The 13,521-nt window shown below is 65.4% G+C and carries 15 protein-coding genes; 4 read left to right on the top strand and 11 right to left on the bottom strand.

The window, feature by feature from the left end:
* The first annotated feature begins 25 nt into the window (after positions 1-25).
* Positions 26-1,411 carry a zinc-binding metallopeptidase family protein gene (locus ACLIMP_RS02730; protein WP_324699096.1) on the top strand — a complete coding sequence of 462 codons (1,386 nt, stop codon included), beginning with the start codon at positions 26-28 and terminating at the stop codon, positions 1,409-1,411.
* Between the two features lie 123 nt (positions 1,412-1,534).
* Entirely contained in the window at positions 1,535-3,883 is a 2,349-nt protein-coding gene (locus ACLIMP_RS02725; RefSeq protein ID WP_132468643.1) for an acetamidase/formamidase family protein, read from the top strand.
* 10 nt (positions 3,884-3,893) lie between these two features.
* Here ACLIMP_RS02725 and ACLIMP_RS02720 read toward each other — a convergent pair whose 3' ends face one another.
* The 4 genes from ACLIMP_RS02720 to ACLIMP_RS02705 all read right to left on the bottom strand — a co-directional run bounded on the left by ACLIMP_RS02720 (position 3,894) and on the right by ACLIMP_RS02705 (position 7,007).
* Positions 3,894-4,319 carry a 23S rRNA (pseudouridine(1915)-N(3))-methyltransferase RlmH gene (locus ACLIMP_RS02720; protein WP_054442127.1) on the bottom strand — a complete coding sequence of 142 codons (426 nt, stop codon included), beginning with the start codon at positions 4,317-4,319 and terminating at the stop codon, positions 3,894-3,896.
* Between the two features lie 160 nt (positions 4,320-4,479).
* Complete coding sequence (rsfS, locus tag ACLIMP_RS02715; protein WP_054442128.1) at positions 4,480-4,827, bottom strand: ribosome silencing factor; 348 nt, start codon at positions 4,825-4,827, stop codon at positions 4,480-4,482.
* Positions 4,828-4,992: 165 nt separating this feature from the next.
* Positions 4,993-5,742 (bottom strand): nicotinate-nucleotide adenylyltransferase, encoded by a 750-nt coding sequence (locus tag ACLIMP_RS02710; protein WP_324697377.1) that lies wholly within the window; start codon positions 5,740-5,742, stop codon positions 4,993-4,995.
* Positions 5,706-7,007: a glutamate-5-semialdehyde dehydrogenase gene (locus ACLIMP_RS02705; RefSeq protein WP_324699095.1), complete on the bottom strand. Its 1,302-nt coding sequence runs from the start codon at positions 7,005-7,007 to the stop codon at positions 5,706-5,708. Before ACLIMP_RS02705 ends, ACLIMP_RS02710 begins: the two co-directional genes overlap by 37 nt.
* A 291-nt stretch (positions 7,008-7,298) precedes the next feature.
* Here ACLIMP_RS02705 and ACLIMP_RS02700 point away from each other — a divergent pair, with 291 nt between their 5' ends.
* Together ACLIMP_RS02700 and ACLIMP_RS02695 are read left to right on the top strand one after the other, a co-directional pair.
* Positions 7,299-8,441, top strand: coding sequence for a M23 family metallopeptidase (locus tag ACLIMP_RS02700; protein WP_443478029.1), 1,143 nt, complete (start codon positions 7,299-7,301; stop codon positions 8,439-8,441).
* A gap of 4 nt (positions 8,442-8,445) precedes the next feature.
* Entirely contained in the window at positions 8,446-8,865 is a 420-nt protein-coding gene (locus ACLIMP_RS02695) for a bactofilin family protein (protein ID WP_054442274.1), read from the top strand.
* 100 nt (positions 8,866-8,965) lie between these two features.
* Here the strand turns inward: ACLIMP_RS02695 and ACLIMP_RS02690 are convergent, their stop codons facing one another.
* From ACLIMP_RS02690 to ACLIMP_RS02660, 7 genes are read right to left on the bottom strand one after another with little or no spacing between them, the layout of a single operon-like run.
* Positions 8,966-9,352 carry a HesB/IscA family protein gene (locus tag ACLIMP_RS02690; protein WP_324697372.1) on the bottom strand — a complete coding sequence of 129 codons (387 nt, stop codon included), beginning with the start codon at positions 9,350-9,352 and terminating at the stop codon, positions 8,966-8,968.
* On the bottom strand, positions 9,349-9,849 hold the full coding sequence (locus ACLIMP_RS02685; protein ID WP_054442133.1) for a GNAT family N-acetyltransferase: 501 nt from the start codon (positions 9,847-9,849) through the stop codon (positions 9,349-9,351). Before ACLIMP_RS02685 ends, ACLIMP_RS02690 begins: the two co-directional genes overlap by 4 nt.
* Positions 9,849-10,322 (bottom strand): SUF system Fe-S cluster assembly protein, encoded by a 474-nt coding sequence (locus ACLIMP_RS02680; RefSeq protein WP_054442134.1) that lies wholly within the window; start codon positions 10,320-10,322, stop codon positions 9,849-9,851. Before ACLIMP_RS02680 ends, ACLIMP_RS02685 begins: the two co-directional genes overlap by 1 nt.
* Positions 10,319-11,518 (bottom strand): aminotransferase class V-fold PLP-dependent enzyme, encoded by a 1,200-nt coding sequence (locus ACLIMP_RS02675; protein ID WP_324697368.1) that lies wholly within the window; start codon positions 11,516-11,518, stop codon positions 10,319-10,321. Before ACLIMP_RS02675 ends, ACLIMP_RS02680 begins: the two co-directional genes overlap by 4 nt.
* Complete coding sequence (locus tag ACLIMP_RS02670) at positions 11,515-12,252, bottom strand: SufD family Fe-S cluster assembly protein (protein WP_443478028.1); 738 nt, start codon at positions 12,250-12,252, stop codon at positions 11,515-11,517. Before ACLIMP_RS02670 ends, ACLIMP_RS02675 begins: the two co-directional genes overlap by 4 nt.
* Positions 12,249-13,004, bottom strand: coding sequence for a Fe-S cluster assembly ATPase SufC (gene sufC, locus ACLIMP_RS02665; RefSeq protein WP_054442275.1), 756 nt, complete (start codon positions 13,002-13,004; stop codon positions 12,249-12,251). The genes ACLIMP_RS02670 and sufC overlap by 4 nt, the downstream gene beginning before the upstream one ends.
* Before the next feature lie 2 nt (positions 13,005-13,006).
* The gene (locus ACLIMP_RS02660) at positions 13,007-13,501 is read right to left on the bottom strand and encodes an endonuclease domain-containing protein (protein WP_054442137.1); all 495 of its coding nucleotides are present in this window, start codon (positions 13,499-13,501) and stop codon (positions 13,007-13,009) included.
* Positions 13,502-13,521 lie beyond the last annotated feature (20 nt).

The raw sequence follows: 13,521 nt of genomic DNA, 5'->3' as shown, positions 1-13,521 counted from the left end.
TCACGGAGCCCATCCCTTGGCCGACATGCCCGATCCCGTTTCCACCTTCGCCGACCCCGCCAAGGCGCCTTATGCCGTATCGGAGGAAGAGCGCGCCGCCATCGCCGCAGCCATCGACACCGACGAACTGGTGGAGCTCGCCCTGACCCTGGGTAACATTCCCAGCCGCTCGCGCGAGGAACTGGCGGCGGCCGAGTTCGTCCATGGCTGGATGGCGAAGGAGGGCTTCAACCCCCGCAAGGTCGGCGCAACGCCGGAGCGGCCCAATGTGATCGGCGAATACGGCGGGACGGGTCGGGGGGCGAACCTGCTGTTCACCGCACATCTCGATACCGAGAGCCCGAGCGGCATGAGCGAGCACGACAAGTTCCGCTATCGCGATTCCACATTGGCCGATCCCGAATGGACCCAGTGCTGGCTGGACGAGGAAGGCCGTCTGCGCGGCTACCCGATCAGCAACGACCGCGGCCCGATGTCCTGCTTCCTGATCGCCGCCAAGGCGCTGAAGAAGGCCGGCATAGGCCTGTCCGGCAAAACCTGGCTCACCGCCTGTCCGGGAGAGATCGGTCCCGAGCCGATCGAGGAATTCGCCGGCATCGGCTGGAACGGCAAGGACATCGGCGCGCATTACCTGTTCCACCACGGCGGTGTCGCGCCGGACTATGCCATCGCGGCGGAGGGCACCGACTTCGGGCTGACCTGGCAGGGCTGCGGCTATGCGCTCTACCGGGTGCGGATTTTCGGGCGGGGCGTGTTCTCGCCGATCCTGGATGCACCCGCCGATCCGCGCCGCCATCCCAATCCGATCTACCGGCTGGGCCCGGTGATAGAGGCCCTGCACGCCTGGGGCCTGAAATTCGAGGCCGATTCTGTCATGGAAACTGCCAGCGGTGCGATCCATCCCAAGGTGCAGATCGCCTCGGTACGCGGGGGCATGCCGATAGACTTCGGCGCCGGAACCGAAGTCTGCGCGCTTTACATCGACGTTTCGCTGAACCCGCGCCAGAAGGCGGCCGATGCCTACCACGGCATCATGGAGGCCATGCGCGGCGTGGACGTGGAAGGCTTCGATGTGGAGCCGATGGTGGTTCGCCATGGTTTCGAGGCGCGTCCTTCAGAAGTCGCCCCGTTGGCGGGCGCTGTCGATGCGGCCACGCGGCTGGCGCGGGGGACGGTGGTGGAGCCTGCCCATCCGGTGTTCTCCAGCATGTGGCGCGATCACAATGTCTTCAACATGCACCGCGTTCCGGCCGTTACCACCGGCATGCCGCGTTGGCGCCCGACGCCGGAAGACATGGCTTCGAGCGCGCTTGTCTACGCATTGACGATGCTTGCCGTCTGCGGCCGGGGCGAGGCGCCGCAGACATGCGCGGGGACCAGCGTGTACGGCAACGAGACGCCTTTCGAATAGGTCGTTCGCACCCTTGCCGACAGTCAATCGGGCCGATAGACCTTCGTCATAAAGGTCGCCAAAGTTAGTTAAACTGGTCGCCCGATCCGGGAAGGGTGCCACCCGCTTCAAGGTGGTTTCCGCTTGCGCATTACGACGAATGTCTACCCCAAGGAGCAGCGGCGCGACGCCTGGCGTTTTGCGCTCAAGCGGCTGTCGATCACGCTCGACGATGCGGATGACGCCACGCTTTACGGCGAGCTTATCCAGTTTCGCGCCAGCACCGGTATCGACTTCATCCGCGTTACCGGCACGCCCCAGTCCTGGACCATAGACTTCCGCGACCAGCCCGCCACCTACTGGCTGGCGATGGTGCTGGACGGCAGCGCGATCGTGCGCGATTCCAGCCAGGAACTGCGACTTTCCGATGGGGAGATGATCTGCGGACGCGGTGACAGCCCGGTCAACCTGACGTTCTCGGGCGATAACCGCAGCCTGATCGTGCAGGTTCCCCACAGCGAACTCAGCGCTCGCCTCAAGACCCCGATCAGCGGCCCGCCCCGCAAGATCGCCACGGAAAGCGGAACCGCGCGCGTGTTCTCCGGCATGTTGCGCTCGCTGGCGGATACGATCTCGGACATCACCACCGATCAGGCCCGCCCGGTCGAACTGGCCTTTCCCGAATTCCTCGTCACCAGCCTGCTGGACAACGCGCCGGCCAAGGCGATGGGCGGCGCGGCGGGCATGCGCGCCGCCTTGCTGGAACGCATCTTCCAGACCATCGAGATTCGCCTGTCCGATCCCGATCTCAGCTATCAGCAGGTCGCCGCCGAGCATGGCATATCGCCGCGCTACCTTCAGAAGCTGTTCGAATCGATCAACGACAGTTTCGGCCATTACGTGAAGGTGCGCCGGCTCGAACGCTGCCGTCTCGACTTGCGCAGCCCGCTGCATGTCCAGAAGTCAATCTCCGACATCCTGTTCGAATGGGGCTTCAACGACAGCGCCTCGTTCAGCCGCGCTTTTCGCGAGCAGTACGGCATATCCCCGCGCGAATACCGCAAGGCGCCGCCGCAGGAACAGGAGGCGGTCGAGCTGCTGCGCCGCGGCCGTCCGGGGCGCAAGGAGCGCGCCAAGCCCGAAGCGGTAGAGGCAGAGGCCGAATCTGAGCTATCGCCTGAAGGAGAGGAGCAGGCCGACCGGCTGGAAGCGCCGATGGGCCCGGCGTTGCTGGGCGATACCGGCATCTCGCGCCACCACCACCTGCCTGCCACGCCCGAAACGATCCACTGGGGCTACCTCAGCAAGGACCTGAAGCCCGCGCTTCACGTCCGTTCGGGGGATTTCGTGACGATCGAGGCCCTGACTCATCACGCCAACGACGATCACGAACGCATGGTCGAAGGCGATACGGGCGTGGAAAGTGTCTACCGCTGGGATGAGACGGGCAAGGCCGTGGAGCGGCGCGGAGCGGGGCCGATGGATGCCAGCGCCTTCGGCCGGGGGCCGGGCGAAGGCTTCGGCGTGCATATCTGCACAGGCCCGATCCACATCGAAGGCGCGATGCCGGGCGATCTTGTCGAAGTGCGGATCCTCGATCTCAAGCCCAGGCCAAGCGGCAATCCGCGTTTTGCCGGCAAATGCTTCGGCTCCAATGCGGCTACTTACTGGGGCTTCCACTACAACGACCTGCTTACCGAGCCCAAGATGCGCGAGGTCGTGACCATCTACGAGGTCGAAGCAGCAGGCGGGCGCCTGCCCACGGCGCACGCGGTCTATTCCTATCGCTGGACACCACAGGTCGATCCCTCGGGCGTCACTCATGCACGCTACGACTATCCGGGCGTGCCGGTCGACCCCGACACCATCGAGCGCAATTACGACATCCTGCGCAACGTGGAGATTCCGATCCGTCCGCATTTCGGCGTGATCGCGGTGGCACCGGCCTACAATGGCCTCGTCGATTCGGTTCCGCCTGCCAGTTTCGGCGGCAATCTGGACAATTGGCGCACTGGGCCTGGCGCGCGCGTATTCCTGCCGGTGCAGGTGCCCGGTGCTTTGCTCTCGCTGGGCGATCCCCATGCCTCGCAGGGGGACAGCGAGCTATGCGGCACGGCCATCGAATGCTCGATGACCGGCCTTGTCCAGATCGTCCACCACAAGGCGGCCGGGCTGATGGAGCAGCTCAAGGATGTCGATTATCCGCTGATCGAGACCGAGACCGAATGGGTCATCATGGGCTTCAGTCATCCCAACTACCTGAAGGAGCTGGGCGAGGACGCGCAGAGCGAGGTCTACAAGCAGTCATCGATCGATGCCGCCATGCGCGATGCATTCCGCAAGGCGCGCCGCTTCCTGATGACGGCCAAGCAGCTGACCGAAGACGAGGCGATCTCGCTGCTTTCGGTGGGCGTGGATTTCGGTGTTTCGCAGATCGTGAACGGCAATTACGGCGTCCATGCGGTGATCCGCAAGGCACTGTTCACCAGCTGACGAAAGCGGCTCAGCCCGAGCGGTGGTAGGGGTGGCCTGAAAGGATCGCGGTGGCGCGCCAGAGCTGTTCGGCCAGCATGGCACGGGCCAGCATATGCGGCCAGGTCATCTTGCCGAAGCAGAGAAGATGGTCGGCCTGGGCGCGGGCCGCGTCGCCATGGCCGTCAGCGGCGCCGATGAGAAAACGGCATTCCCGCACGCCCTCGTCGCGCCAGCGGCCGAGCAGGGCTGCGAATTCCTCGGAACTCATGGCCTTGCCGCGTTCGTCGAGCAGCACTTCCCGGAATGGGGTGTGGACCGGAGGCGGCACTTTTCCACCCGTGTCCGGCAGTTCGCTATGCTTGAAGGGCCAGGTGAGGCGCTTGGCATAGCGATCGAGCAGCTCTGCCTCGGGCGAGCGGGCGATCTTGCCGCGGGCGATGATGTGGAGAAGCATGGACGCCCTCTGCAGCCGCCCTGTCAGGGATGGCCAGGTTCTGGGGACCGACGAGACGGCGCAGGGAAGCCGGCGATGCGCCCAGCGCATCCCGGTTCTTGTCAGGGCCCGGCCACATCCGCGGCCGGGTCATCCTCTCAACCGTGTGCCGGTCGCGGTATCAGGCCGCGCCGGACGGCCCGTCGAAGCCCCACATCCGTTCCAGGTTGTAGAAGCTGCGCACTTCCGGACGGAAGAGGTGGACGATCACGCCGCCTGCATCGACCAGTACCCAGTCTGCCGCCGGCAGGCCTTCGATACGGGAAAGACCGAAGCCGCCATGTTTGAGGCGCTCGGCAAGCTTCTGCGCCATGGCTGCGACCTGGCGGGTCGAACGGCCGGACGCGATCACCATGAATTCGGCGATCGTCGACTTGCCGGCGAGGTCGATGGTCACGATGTCCTGCGCCTGGTCGTCATCCAGGGACTGCAGGACGAGGGCCAATTGCGGATCGTCTGATTCGACCATGGCCGGGGGCGTTGCGCCGGTTGAAGCCGGCTGTATCTGTGCCTGTGGCATCTTAAGTAGGGTCTGCTCCTTTCAGCGACCGACCGGGCAGGGCGAATGTCGTCCTGCCACGTTCGATCTGATCTTTGGAATTCCGGGCATGCGTAGGAGAGGCCTGACGCCTGCTCACGCTGCATCTCCGGGTATCGGGCGGTGCGTTACGTTGTCCCTGCGCGATAGGGTTTCTCTGCACGATCCGGCGCGACTGGAACCGGCCTGCGAAAGCTCCCTTGAAAGCTTGCGGGCCCAGTCCGGATCAGCCTGGCGAATAGCCGTGGCCGACCGCGTATCGGGGTCGAATCGCAATGTCACCAGCGCGGGGGCGCTCCACCTTTCCGGACCACGAAGACTGGACTGGGACCTCCGGAATCTTCCCAACCAGGCCATCGCGGGGCTCGCGAAAGCGTCGGCATCATACCCCGGACGGGCGATAACCGCAATCGGCATGAGTCTGGCGATGCCGCGCCAGTTCTTCCACTGGTGGAACTGGGCCAGATTGTCGGCCCCCATCAGCCACACGAACCGCCGTTTCGGGTAGCGCCGGACCAGCTTTCTGAGCGTATCCACGGTGTAGCGCGTGCCGAGTTCCCGCTCGATCGCGGTCACGCGGATGCGTGAGCGACGGGCCTGACGCCGGGCCGATTCGACCCTGGCGGCAACCGGCGCCATCCCCGCCCGGGGCTTGAGCGGATTGCCGGGCGAGACCATCCACCACACCTCGTCGAGTCCCAGCGCCTCTGCCGCGAAGAGACTGATGCGCCGGTGCCCGCCGTGAGCCGGGTTGAAGCTGCCGCCGAGCAGCCCGGTAACAGGACCGCTACGGATCGTGGTTCTCGCTGTCAGGGTCGTTCCTGCCCGGTGCCGCGCACCAGCCACTTGTAGGTGGTCAACCCTTCCAGCGCGACAGGGCCGCGAGCGTGCAGGCGGCCGGTGGCGATCCCGATTTCCGCGCCAAGGCCGAATTCGCCGCCATCGGCGAACTGGCTGGAGGCGTTGACCATGACGATGGCGCTGTCGACTTCGGCAAGGAAGCGCTCGGCGGCGGCGGGGTCGGCAGCGACGATCGCATCGGTGTGGTGCGATGAATGGATGGCGATATGCTCCATCGCGGCATCGAGTCCGTCTACCACCGCAATCGAGAGCACGGCGTCGAGATATTCGGTGTCCCAGTCCTCGTCGCTGGCGGGCAGAACGCGGGAGTCCAGAGCCTGCGCCCGTGCATCTCCGCGCAGTTCGCAACCGGCATCGGCCAGTGCCTCGACCACCTCGGCGGAGGCCGGGAACTGGGTGTCGAGCAGGAGAGTCTCCATCGAACCGCAGATGCCGGTGCGGCGCAGCTTCGCGTTGACCGCGATTCCACGCGCCATTTCGGGATCGGCGGAAGCATGGACATAAGTGTGGCAGATGCCATCGAGGTGCGCGAGCACAGGAACGCGCGCATCGGCCTGGACGCGCGCCACGAGGCCCTTGCCGCCGCGCGGCACGATCATGTCGATCAGCCCGGCAGCCGTCAGCATGGCGCCGACCACGGCGCGATCCTGCGACGGCACGAGCTGGACGGCAGCGGCGGGAACGCCTGCCTCTTCCAGCCCCGAAGTCATTGCCGCAAGGATCGCACGGTTCGAATGGAGCGCCTCGCTGCCGCCGCGAAGCAGTACCGCATTGCCGGAACGCAGGCAGAGCGCGGCGGCATCCGCGGTGACGTTGGGACGGCTTTCGTAGATGATGCCGATCAGACCGATGGGGATGCGCACGCGCGAGAGCTTGAGGCCGTTGGGCCGCTCGCTTTCGGAAATCACTTCGCCCACGGGATCGGGCAGGCTCGCCACTTGTTCCACGGCATCGGCAATCCCGGCGAGGCGCGCGGGATCCAGCCTCAGCCGATCGAGCATGGCGCCTGTCAGGCCCTTCGCCTCACCGGCTGCGACATCCCGGGCATTGGCGGCGAGGATTGCCGGTTCGGCGGCCCGCAGGGCATTGGCGGCGGCGCGCAGCGCCCCGGCTTTCTGCGCATCCGACAGCTGTGCAAGAACGCGCTGTGCGGCGCGGCCGGCGGCGGCGATACGGGCAACGAGGGCCTCGGGCGTTTCGTCGCCGTTCTCAGGCCGAACGTCGTCGGCAAGGTTCGTCTGCAGGTTCATGGCAAGGGGAACTAGCACCGATGCGCCGACGAGTCACCGATCGGGGCAAGCTGAAAAAGAATGCGGCAAAAACGGGCGCAAGTGCTTTTCAAACCGACGTTTTTCGGCGAATCACCCTTTCATCGCGATGAACCGCTCGTCCTGTTCCTGAAACGGTTCCCTCGATTCATCGCACACAGACTTCGCTTCAGCCGGATTCCGCAAGGGATTACGATCAGTCGATTCGCCTTAGTTCCCCGCTCCTGCTAGCTCGCCGCCGGGGCGAAAAGCCAGAATTTAAGCGGGGTCGTTTTGAAATTCACATCTGCCGGGGCGCTTCGCACGCGCCTCAGGGCGGCATTCCCGGATCGCGAACTCATCATGCGATCGCAGGGGCAGGTCCGCTTCATTCGCATCTCTTCCGGCATGCAGAAGGCCGCCGTCGGCGTTGTCGTCTCGCTGCTCGGTGCGTGGTGCGTTTCGATGGGCGCGGTCGCCTTCTCGCAGTTTTCGGCGAACAGCGAACATGCAGCCCTGGTAAACCGCGAAGCCAAGGTGGCCACCGCCGAAAGCCGCGTCCAGCAGTATCGTGACGATCTGAACGGCACCGTCGCCGATCTCGCCCGCCGCCAGCAGTTCATCGAGAAGATGGTCGATGCCCATATCGGCGAACTGCCGGAAGACCGGCAGGCCGGCGAAACCGTGACCGACAGTTCGGCAGAGGCCGCCGAGACGGTGCGTAAAGTCAGCGCCGCGCTTCCCGAAGCCGGCAGGCTCGCCGGCATCGAGGCGGAACAGCTCGCCTTCGTCGAACGCCTGACCCGCTACGCAGACCGCCGCGCGACCGCTGCTTCGGATGCCATCCGCAAGCTTGGCCTGAATCCCCGCACGATGATTGCCGGCGTCCGCTCCAAGGTTGCCGAAGGCGGCCCGCTCGAACGCCTCGCCACTTCGGCGAACGGCTCGCTCGATCCCCGCTTCCAGCGCCTCGGCCTCAGCCTTGCGCGCATGGATGCGCTGGAAAACGGCCTCGCCTCGATCCCGCAGGTCAGCCCGGCCCACGTCGCCTATGTGTCGTCGAGCTATGGCTACCGTTCAGACCCCTTCACCGGCGGCGCCGCATTCCATGCCGGGCTCGATTTCCCCGGCCCGATGGGCTCCCCGATCTATGCAGCCGCCAAGGGCAAGGTCACCTTCGTGGGCCAGCGCCAGGGCTACGGCAACTGCATCGAAATCAGCCATGGGAATGGCCTGATGACCCGCTACGGCCACCTTTCCGGTTTCGGCGTTCGCGCCGGGCAGGAAGTGGAAGGCGGCGCACGTATCGCCGCAATGGGCAGCACCGGCCGTTCGACCGGCCCGCATCTTCACTTCGAAGTGCGCGTCAATGAGCGTCCGGTCAATCCACGCCCCTTCCTCGAGGCCGCCCGCAATGTTCAGCAAGAAGCCCGATAACATCATGGCCAAGACTTTCACCAGCACCCGCAACGGCTCGGCATCGGGCTTCTCGATGCTCGGGAACGACATCACCCTCACCGGCAATATCGAGGCTTCCGCCGACCTCCACGTCGACGGCCGCGTGATCGGCGACATCTCCTGCAAAGCCCTCATCCAGGGCGAGGATAGCGAGATCGCCGGTGGCATCAGCGCCGAAACGGTCCGCATCGCCGGAACCGTGCGCGGAACCATCGCCGCCCGCGAAGTGGTGATCCTCAAAAGCGCGCAGATCATCGGCGATGTCGCCTATGATGCCCTGACCATCGAACAGGGCGCGCGGCTCGAAGGGCGCCTCAGCCCCAACGGCGGCCAGATGCCGCCTGCCATCGCGCAGCTGCCTAACCGGATCAGCGACGCGGAAGTGATCGTCGCGGCCGAGTAAGTCCGCCGATCTCCGACACGATAACGAAAAAGGCGTGATCTGGCGGATAATCCGCGAGATCACGCCTTTTTTCATGCCTGCTCGAGCAAGCGGGAGCCAGTCAGACGGTAAAGCTTTCCCCGCAGCCGCACGAGCCCTTGGCATTCGGGTTCTCGAATACGAAGCCGGCGGTGAAGTCGTCTTCCTTCCAGTCCATCACGCTGCCGATCAGGTAGAGGACCGAGGCACCGTCGATGTAGAAGATGCCGCCGGGGGTTTCGATCTTCTCGTCGAAGGGCTTTTCCTCGGCAACGTAGTCAACCGAATAGGCAAGGCCCGAGCAGCCCCGACGCGGCGTCGAAAGGCGTACGCCGATCGTCCCTTCGGGGGCATCGGCCATCAGCTTCGCGATCCGCGCCTCGGCATTGGGCGTGAGGATCACGGCGGCAGGGCGCTGCCGCGCTGTCGCCACAGGCTTCACTGAACTGCTTTCGGTGGTTGTGGTCATAGCTTCTTTTCCCAGAACAGCGCCGTGCCCGCCTGCGGGTCCAGTGCGTAATCGCCGTAGCCGAGCGAGGCATAGAGGCCCTTGGCCGTGCCATTGCCGCTCAACACTTCGAGCGTGATCTTGCAGGCGCCGCGCGCGCGGGCCTCTGCTTCTACCGCCAGCATCAAGGCCCGGCCCACACCCTTGCCGCGAACCTGCGGGCGCACGGCCATATCGTGGATATTCACCAGGGGCCGCGCGGCGAAAGTCGAAAAGCCAGTGATGCAGTTGGCGAGGCCTACGGCTTCCTCGCCAGCGAAGGCCAGCAGAGAGAAGGCGCCGCCATGAGCGGCAAGGCCGGGGACCAGCCGTTCGCGGACCTCATCGGACAGCGCCTTGCCTCCTCCCATCGGATCGCGCGCATAGCTGTCGAGCAGCGCGACCACGCGCGCGGCATCGGCCGCGTCGGCATAATCGGCAAGGCGCACGGTCAAGGCAGGAGGGGCAAGCGTCGCCATCAGAGCATGCCGAGTTCGAGCTTTGCCTCGTCGGACATCTTGGCCATGTCCCACGGCGGATCCCAGACGAGATTGACCTCGGCGTCACGCACGCCGGGCACCGCCGCGACGCGCATCTCGACTTCGCCGGGCATCGATTCCGCCACCGGACAGTGCGGCGTGGTCAGCGTCATCGTGACCGCGACCGAAGCCTCGGGCGAGACTTCGACGCCGTAGATCAGGCCGAGGTCGTAGATATTCACCGGGATTTCCGGGTCGAAGATTTCCTTCAGGGCATCGATCACGCCGTCGTAGATCGAGCCGCCGGGCTGGCCGGGGTCGATACCCTGCGGCTTTTCGGCAAGGAAACCGTCCAGATAGTCGCGCCTGCGCTCGACAGGCGCATCGTCCACCCGCGCACGCGGCGCAGGGGCCACCGAATCGACTTCCTCGACGGTGAAGGTGGGGCCAGAGACGGGAGTGTCGTCGTTCATCCGAAAATTCTCCTCGTGCGCTCGATTCCCTTGAGGAGCGCCTCGATATCGCTGTCGTCGCTATAGAGCCCGAAGCTTGCGCGGGCGGTGGCGGGGACGCCGAGCTGATCCATCAGCGGCTGCGCGCAGTGGTGGCCCGCCCGAATTGCTACGTTCTCTTCGTCCAATATGGTGCCGAGGTCGTGCGGATGCACCCCGTCGAGCGCGAAACTGACGATTCCCACGGAATCGGCCGGACCGAACAGGGTCACGTCGTTGCGCTTGCCCAGTTCCTCGCGCAGCTTGCCGGCAAGGTGGCGTTCGTGTGCCTCGGCACGGTCGAGCCCGTAAGCCTGGAGCCAGTCGATGGCGGCCGCCAGTCCGATGGCCTCTACGATCATCGGCGTGCCGGCCTCGAATCGCTGCGGGGCAGGTGCAAAAGTGGTCTTCTCGAAGGTGACGCGGTCGATCATCGCGCCGCCGCCCTGCCAGGGCGGCATCGAATCGAGGATTTCCTTGCGAGCCCACAGCGCTCCGATCCCGGTCGGGCCGTAGAGCTTGTGTGCGGAAAACACGTAGAAGTCCGCCTGCATGGCCTTCATGTCGAGCGCGATGCGGGGAGCGGCCTGGCAGCCGTCCACCAGCAACTTAGCGCCGACCGCATGCGCCAGTCTGGCAGCCTCGGCCACATCCAGCACCGAACCGAGCACGTTGGAGACATGCGCGAAGGCAACCAGCTTATGGGCCGGGGTGAGAATGCGCGCGGCGGCTTCGAGATCGATCCGGCCATCGGCGGTCAAGGGGCAGACGTCGATCTCGACGCCGATGCGATCGCGCAGCATCTGCCACGGGACGATGTTCGAATGGTGCTCCAGCGTGGAAAGCAGGATGCGATCGCCGGCCTTGAGGTTCGCCGATCCCCATGTCTGGGCGACAAGGTTGATCGCCTCGGTCGCGCCGCGCGTGAAGACGATCTCATCCTCGTGCCCGCCCAGGAACGCGGCGACCTTTCGGCGTGCCGCCTCGAAAGCCAGCGTCATCTCCGCCGAACGGGCATAGACTCCACGGTGGACGGTCGCATAGTCGCGGCCCAGCGCATTCACGGTGGCGTCGATCACCGCCTGCGGCTTCTGTGCGGTCGCCGCAGTGTCGAGATAGTGCCAGTCTCCGGCAAGACCGGGGAACTGGTCCTTGAGGACGAGCACGTCAGCGGTCACAGGATCTGCTCCAGACGGGCGATGGCGGCTTCGCTCAGTTCCGCCTCGCCGGGCGCACCGGTGAAGGCCTCGGCGATGAACGCCTGGAGCATCAGGCGCTTGGCTTCGGGCGGAGTGAGGCCGCGGCTCATCAGGTAGAACAGGCCGTTGGCGTCGAGTTCGCCGACCGCGCAGCCATGTGCCGCCTTGACGTCGTCGGCGTAGATTTCGAGTTCCGGCCGGGCATTGGCGGTAGCCGTGCGGTCCAGCAGCATGGCGCGCACCGATTGTTCGGCATCAGTGCCGTCTGCCCCGCGTTCGACGGCGATACGGCCTAGATAGGTGCCGACCGAATGACCTGCGAGCGCAGTGCGCACGATCTGGCTGGATGTTGCGTTCAGCCCTGCGTGAGTGACTTCGGTGACGAGCTCCAGCGTCTCGTTGCCGGTGGCGAGCTGCGCCGCGCCCAGCGTGAAGTCCGCACCTTCGGCCAGCCGCACATCTACGGCGATCCGGCCGTAAACGGGACCCGCCGAAAGCACGCGAAGGTCGAATTTCGCGCCTTTGCCCAGCGAGATGACGAGGTGGCGGGCCACCGCTGCTGCGCCGTCCTCGACGATCTGGAGCGAATCTTCGGCATCGTCGGCCACGACGATGTTCTCGCGCGCGATCGGCCAGACATCGGCCAGTGCCGCGATGTCGGAATAGCGGAAGTCTTCGCTCTTCCGCGTGGGGAGAGGCGCCAGTTCGCTCATGCCGCCGTCTCTTGGACCACCGCCTCGTAGCCCTCTTCCTCAAGCCGCAGCGCAAGGTCGGGGCCCCCGGTCTTGACGATCCGGCCGGCTGCAAGGACGTGGACGAAGTCCGGCTTCACATAGTCGAGCAGGCGCTGGTAGTGCGTGATCAGCAGCACGGCCTTGTCGGGCGCGCGCATGATCGAATTGATGCCCTCGCCGCAGATGCGCAGCGCGTCGATGTCGAGGCCGGAGTCGGTCTCGTCGAGGATCGCCAGCTTTGGATCGAGGATGCCCATCTGCACCATCTCGGCGCGCTTCTTCTCGCCGCCGGAAAAACCGACGTTCACCGGGCGCTTCAGCATGTCCATGTCCATGCGCAGCAGGCCCGCCTTCTCTCGTGCGAGCTTCAGGAACTCGCCGCCCGAAAGCGGGGTCTCGTCCCGGCCCTTGCGCTGGGCATTGGCCGCCTCGCGCAGGAACTGGACGAAGGAGACACCGGGAATCTCGACCGGATACTGGAAGCCCAGGAACAGGCCGGCAGCGGCGCGCTCGTGCGGTTCCAGTTCCAGCAGGTCCTGGCCCAGGAAATCGACCGAACCGCCGGTCACTTCATAGCCGGGGCGACCGCCCAGGGTGTAGCCCAGCGTCGACTTGCCCGCGCCGTTGGGCCCCATGATCGCGTGAATCTCGCCGGGGTTGATCGTCAGCGAGAGACCCTTGAGGATCGGCTTGTCGGCGACATTGGCCTGGAGATTTTCGATCTTGAGCATGGTCATCCTTCGGCGCCCTCGTCAAAACGGGGGGAAGCGGTGGTGCCGGCCTTCCTGCGGGCCGAGCGCTTGTCGAAGGGCACGTTGAGTTCGGTATTGATCTCACGCACCACAGTATCGACGTTGCCGAGCACTTCCTCTTCGGAGAAGCGCAGCACGCGAATGCCGACTTCGGTAAGCTTGCGGTCCTGCAACTCGTTGACGTCCGGGTTGGAATCCTCGGCGCTCAGCTGGATCACGATCCAGCGCGAGGGGCAGGCGAAATCGACGATGGCCGAGCCGACCACCGACTGGCGAATGAACTTCACGCCGCCCAGCTTCGAGCCCGAAAGCTCTGCCCACAGCGCCTTCTGCGCTTCGCTGGGGTTGCGGCGCTGGTCCTTGGCGCGTTCCTTCAGCGTTTCGAGGCGGGCGCCGGTAACGTTGAAGCTGGCCTTGGCGTCTGCTTTCGGCGTGGCGGCCGTGCTGATGCCCAGAGTCTTGCGGGCGGTGGTCATGGGAGAGTTCCTTCGAAATT

Source organism: Novosphingobium aeonii (assembly GCF_052279045.1).
Lineage (GTDB): Bacteria > Pseudomonadota > Alphaproteobacteria > Sphingomonadales > Sphingomonadaceae > Novosphingobium.
The sequence above is the reverse complement of the archived record's forward strand: the minus strand, read 5'-3'. Positions and strand labels throughout refer to the sequence as shown.

What these genes read in the sequence shown, in the direction of transcription:
- ACLIMP_RS02690 (WP_324697372.1), bottom strand. Translation starts at nt 9,352, where the DNA reads ATGACCACAACCACCGAAAGCAGTTCAGTGAAGCCTGTGGCGACAGCG.
- ACLIMP_RS02680 (WP_054442134.1), bottom strand. Translation starts at nt 10,322, where the DNA reads ATGAACGACGACACTCCCGTCTCTGGCCCCACCTTCACCGTCGAGGAA.
- ACLIMP_RS02685 (WP_054442133.1), bottom strand. Translation starts at nt 9,849, where the DNA reads ATGGCGACGCTTGCCCCTCCTGCCTTGACCGTGCGCCTTGCCGATTAT.
- ACLIMP_RS02730 (WP_324699096.1), top strand. Translation starts at nt 26, where the DNA reads ATGCCCGATCCCGTTTCCACCTTCGCCGACCCCGCCAAGGCGCCTTAT.
- ACLIMP_RS02720 (WP_054442127.1), bottom strand. Translation starts at nt 4,319, where the DNA reads ATGCTTCTCCACATCATCGCCCGCGGCAAGATCGCCCGCTCGCCCGAG.
- ACLIMP_RS02695 (WP_054442274.1), top strand. Translation starts at nt 8,446, where the DNA reads ATGGCCAAGACTTTCACCAGCACCCGCAACGGCTCGGCATCGGGCTTC.
- ACLIMP_RS02705 (WP_324699095.1), bottom strand. Translation starts at nt 7,007, where the DNA reads ATGAACCTGCAGACGAACCTTGCCGACGACGTTCGGCCTGAGAACGGC.
- ACLIMP_RS02670 (WP_443478028.1), bottom strand. Translation starts at nt 12,252, where the DNA reads ATGAGCGAACTGGCGCCTCTCCCCACGCGGAAGAGCGAAGACTTCCGC.
- sufC (WP_054442275.1), bottom strand. Translation starts at nt 13,004, where the DNA reads ATGCTCAAGATCGAAAATCTCCAGGCCAATGTCGCCGACAAGCCGATC.
- rsfS (WP_054442128.1), bottom strand. Translation starts at nt 4,827, where the DNA reads ATGGTCGAATCAGACGATCCGCAATTGGCCCTCGTCCTGCAGTCCCTG.
- ACLIMP_RS02660 (WP_054442137.1), bottom strand. Translation starts at nt 13,501, where the DNA reads ATGACCACCGCCCGCAAGACTCTGGGCATCAGCACGGCCGCCACGCCG.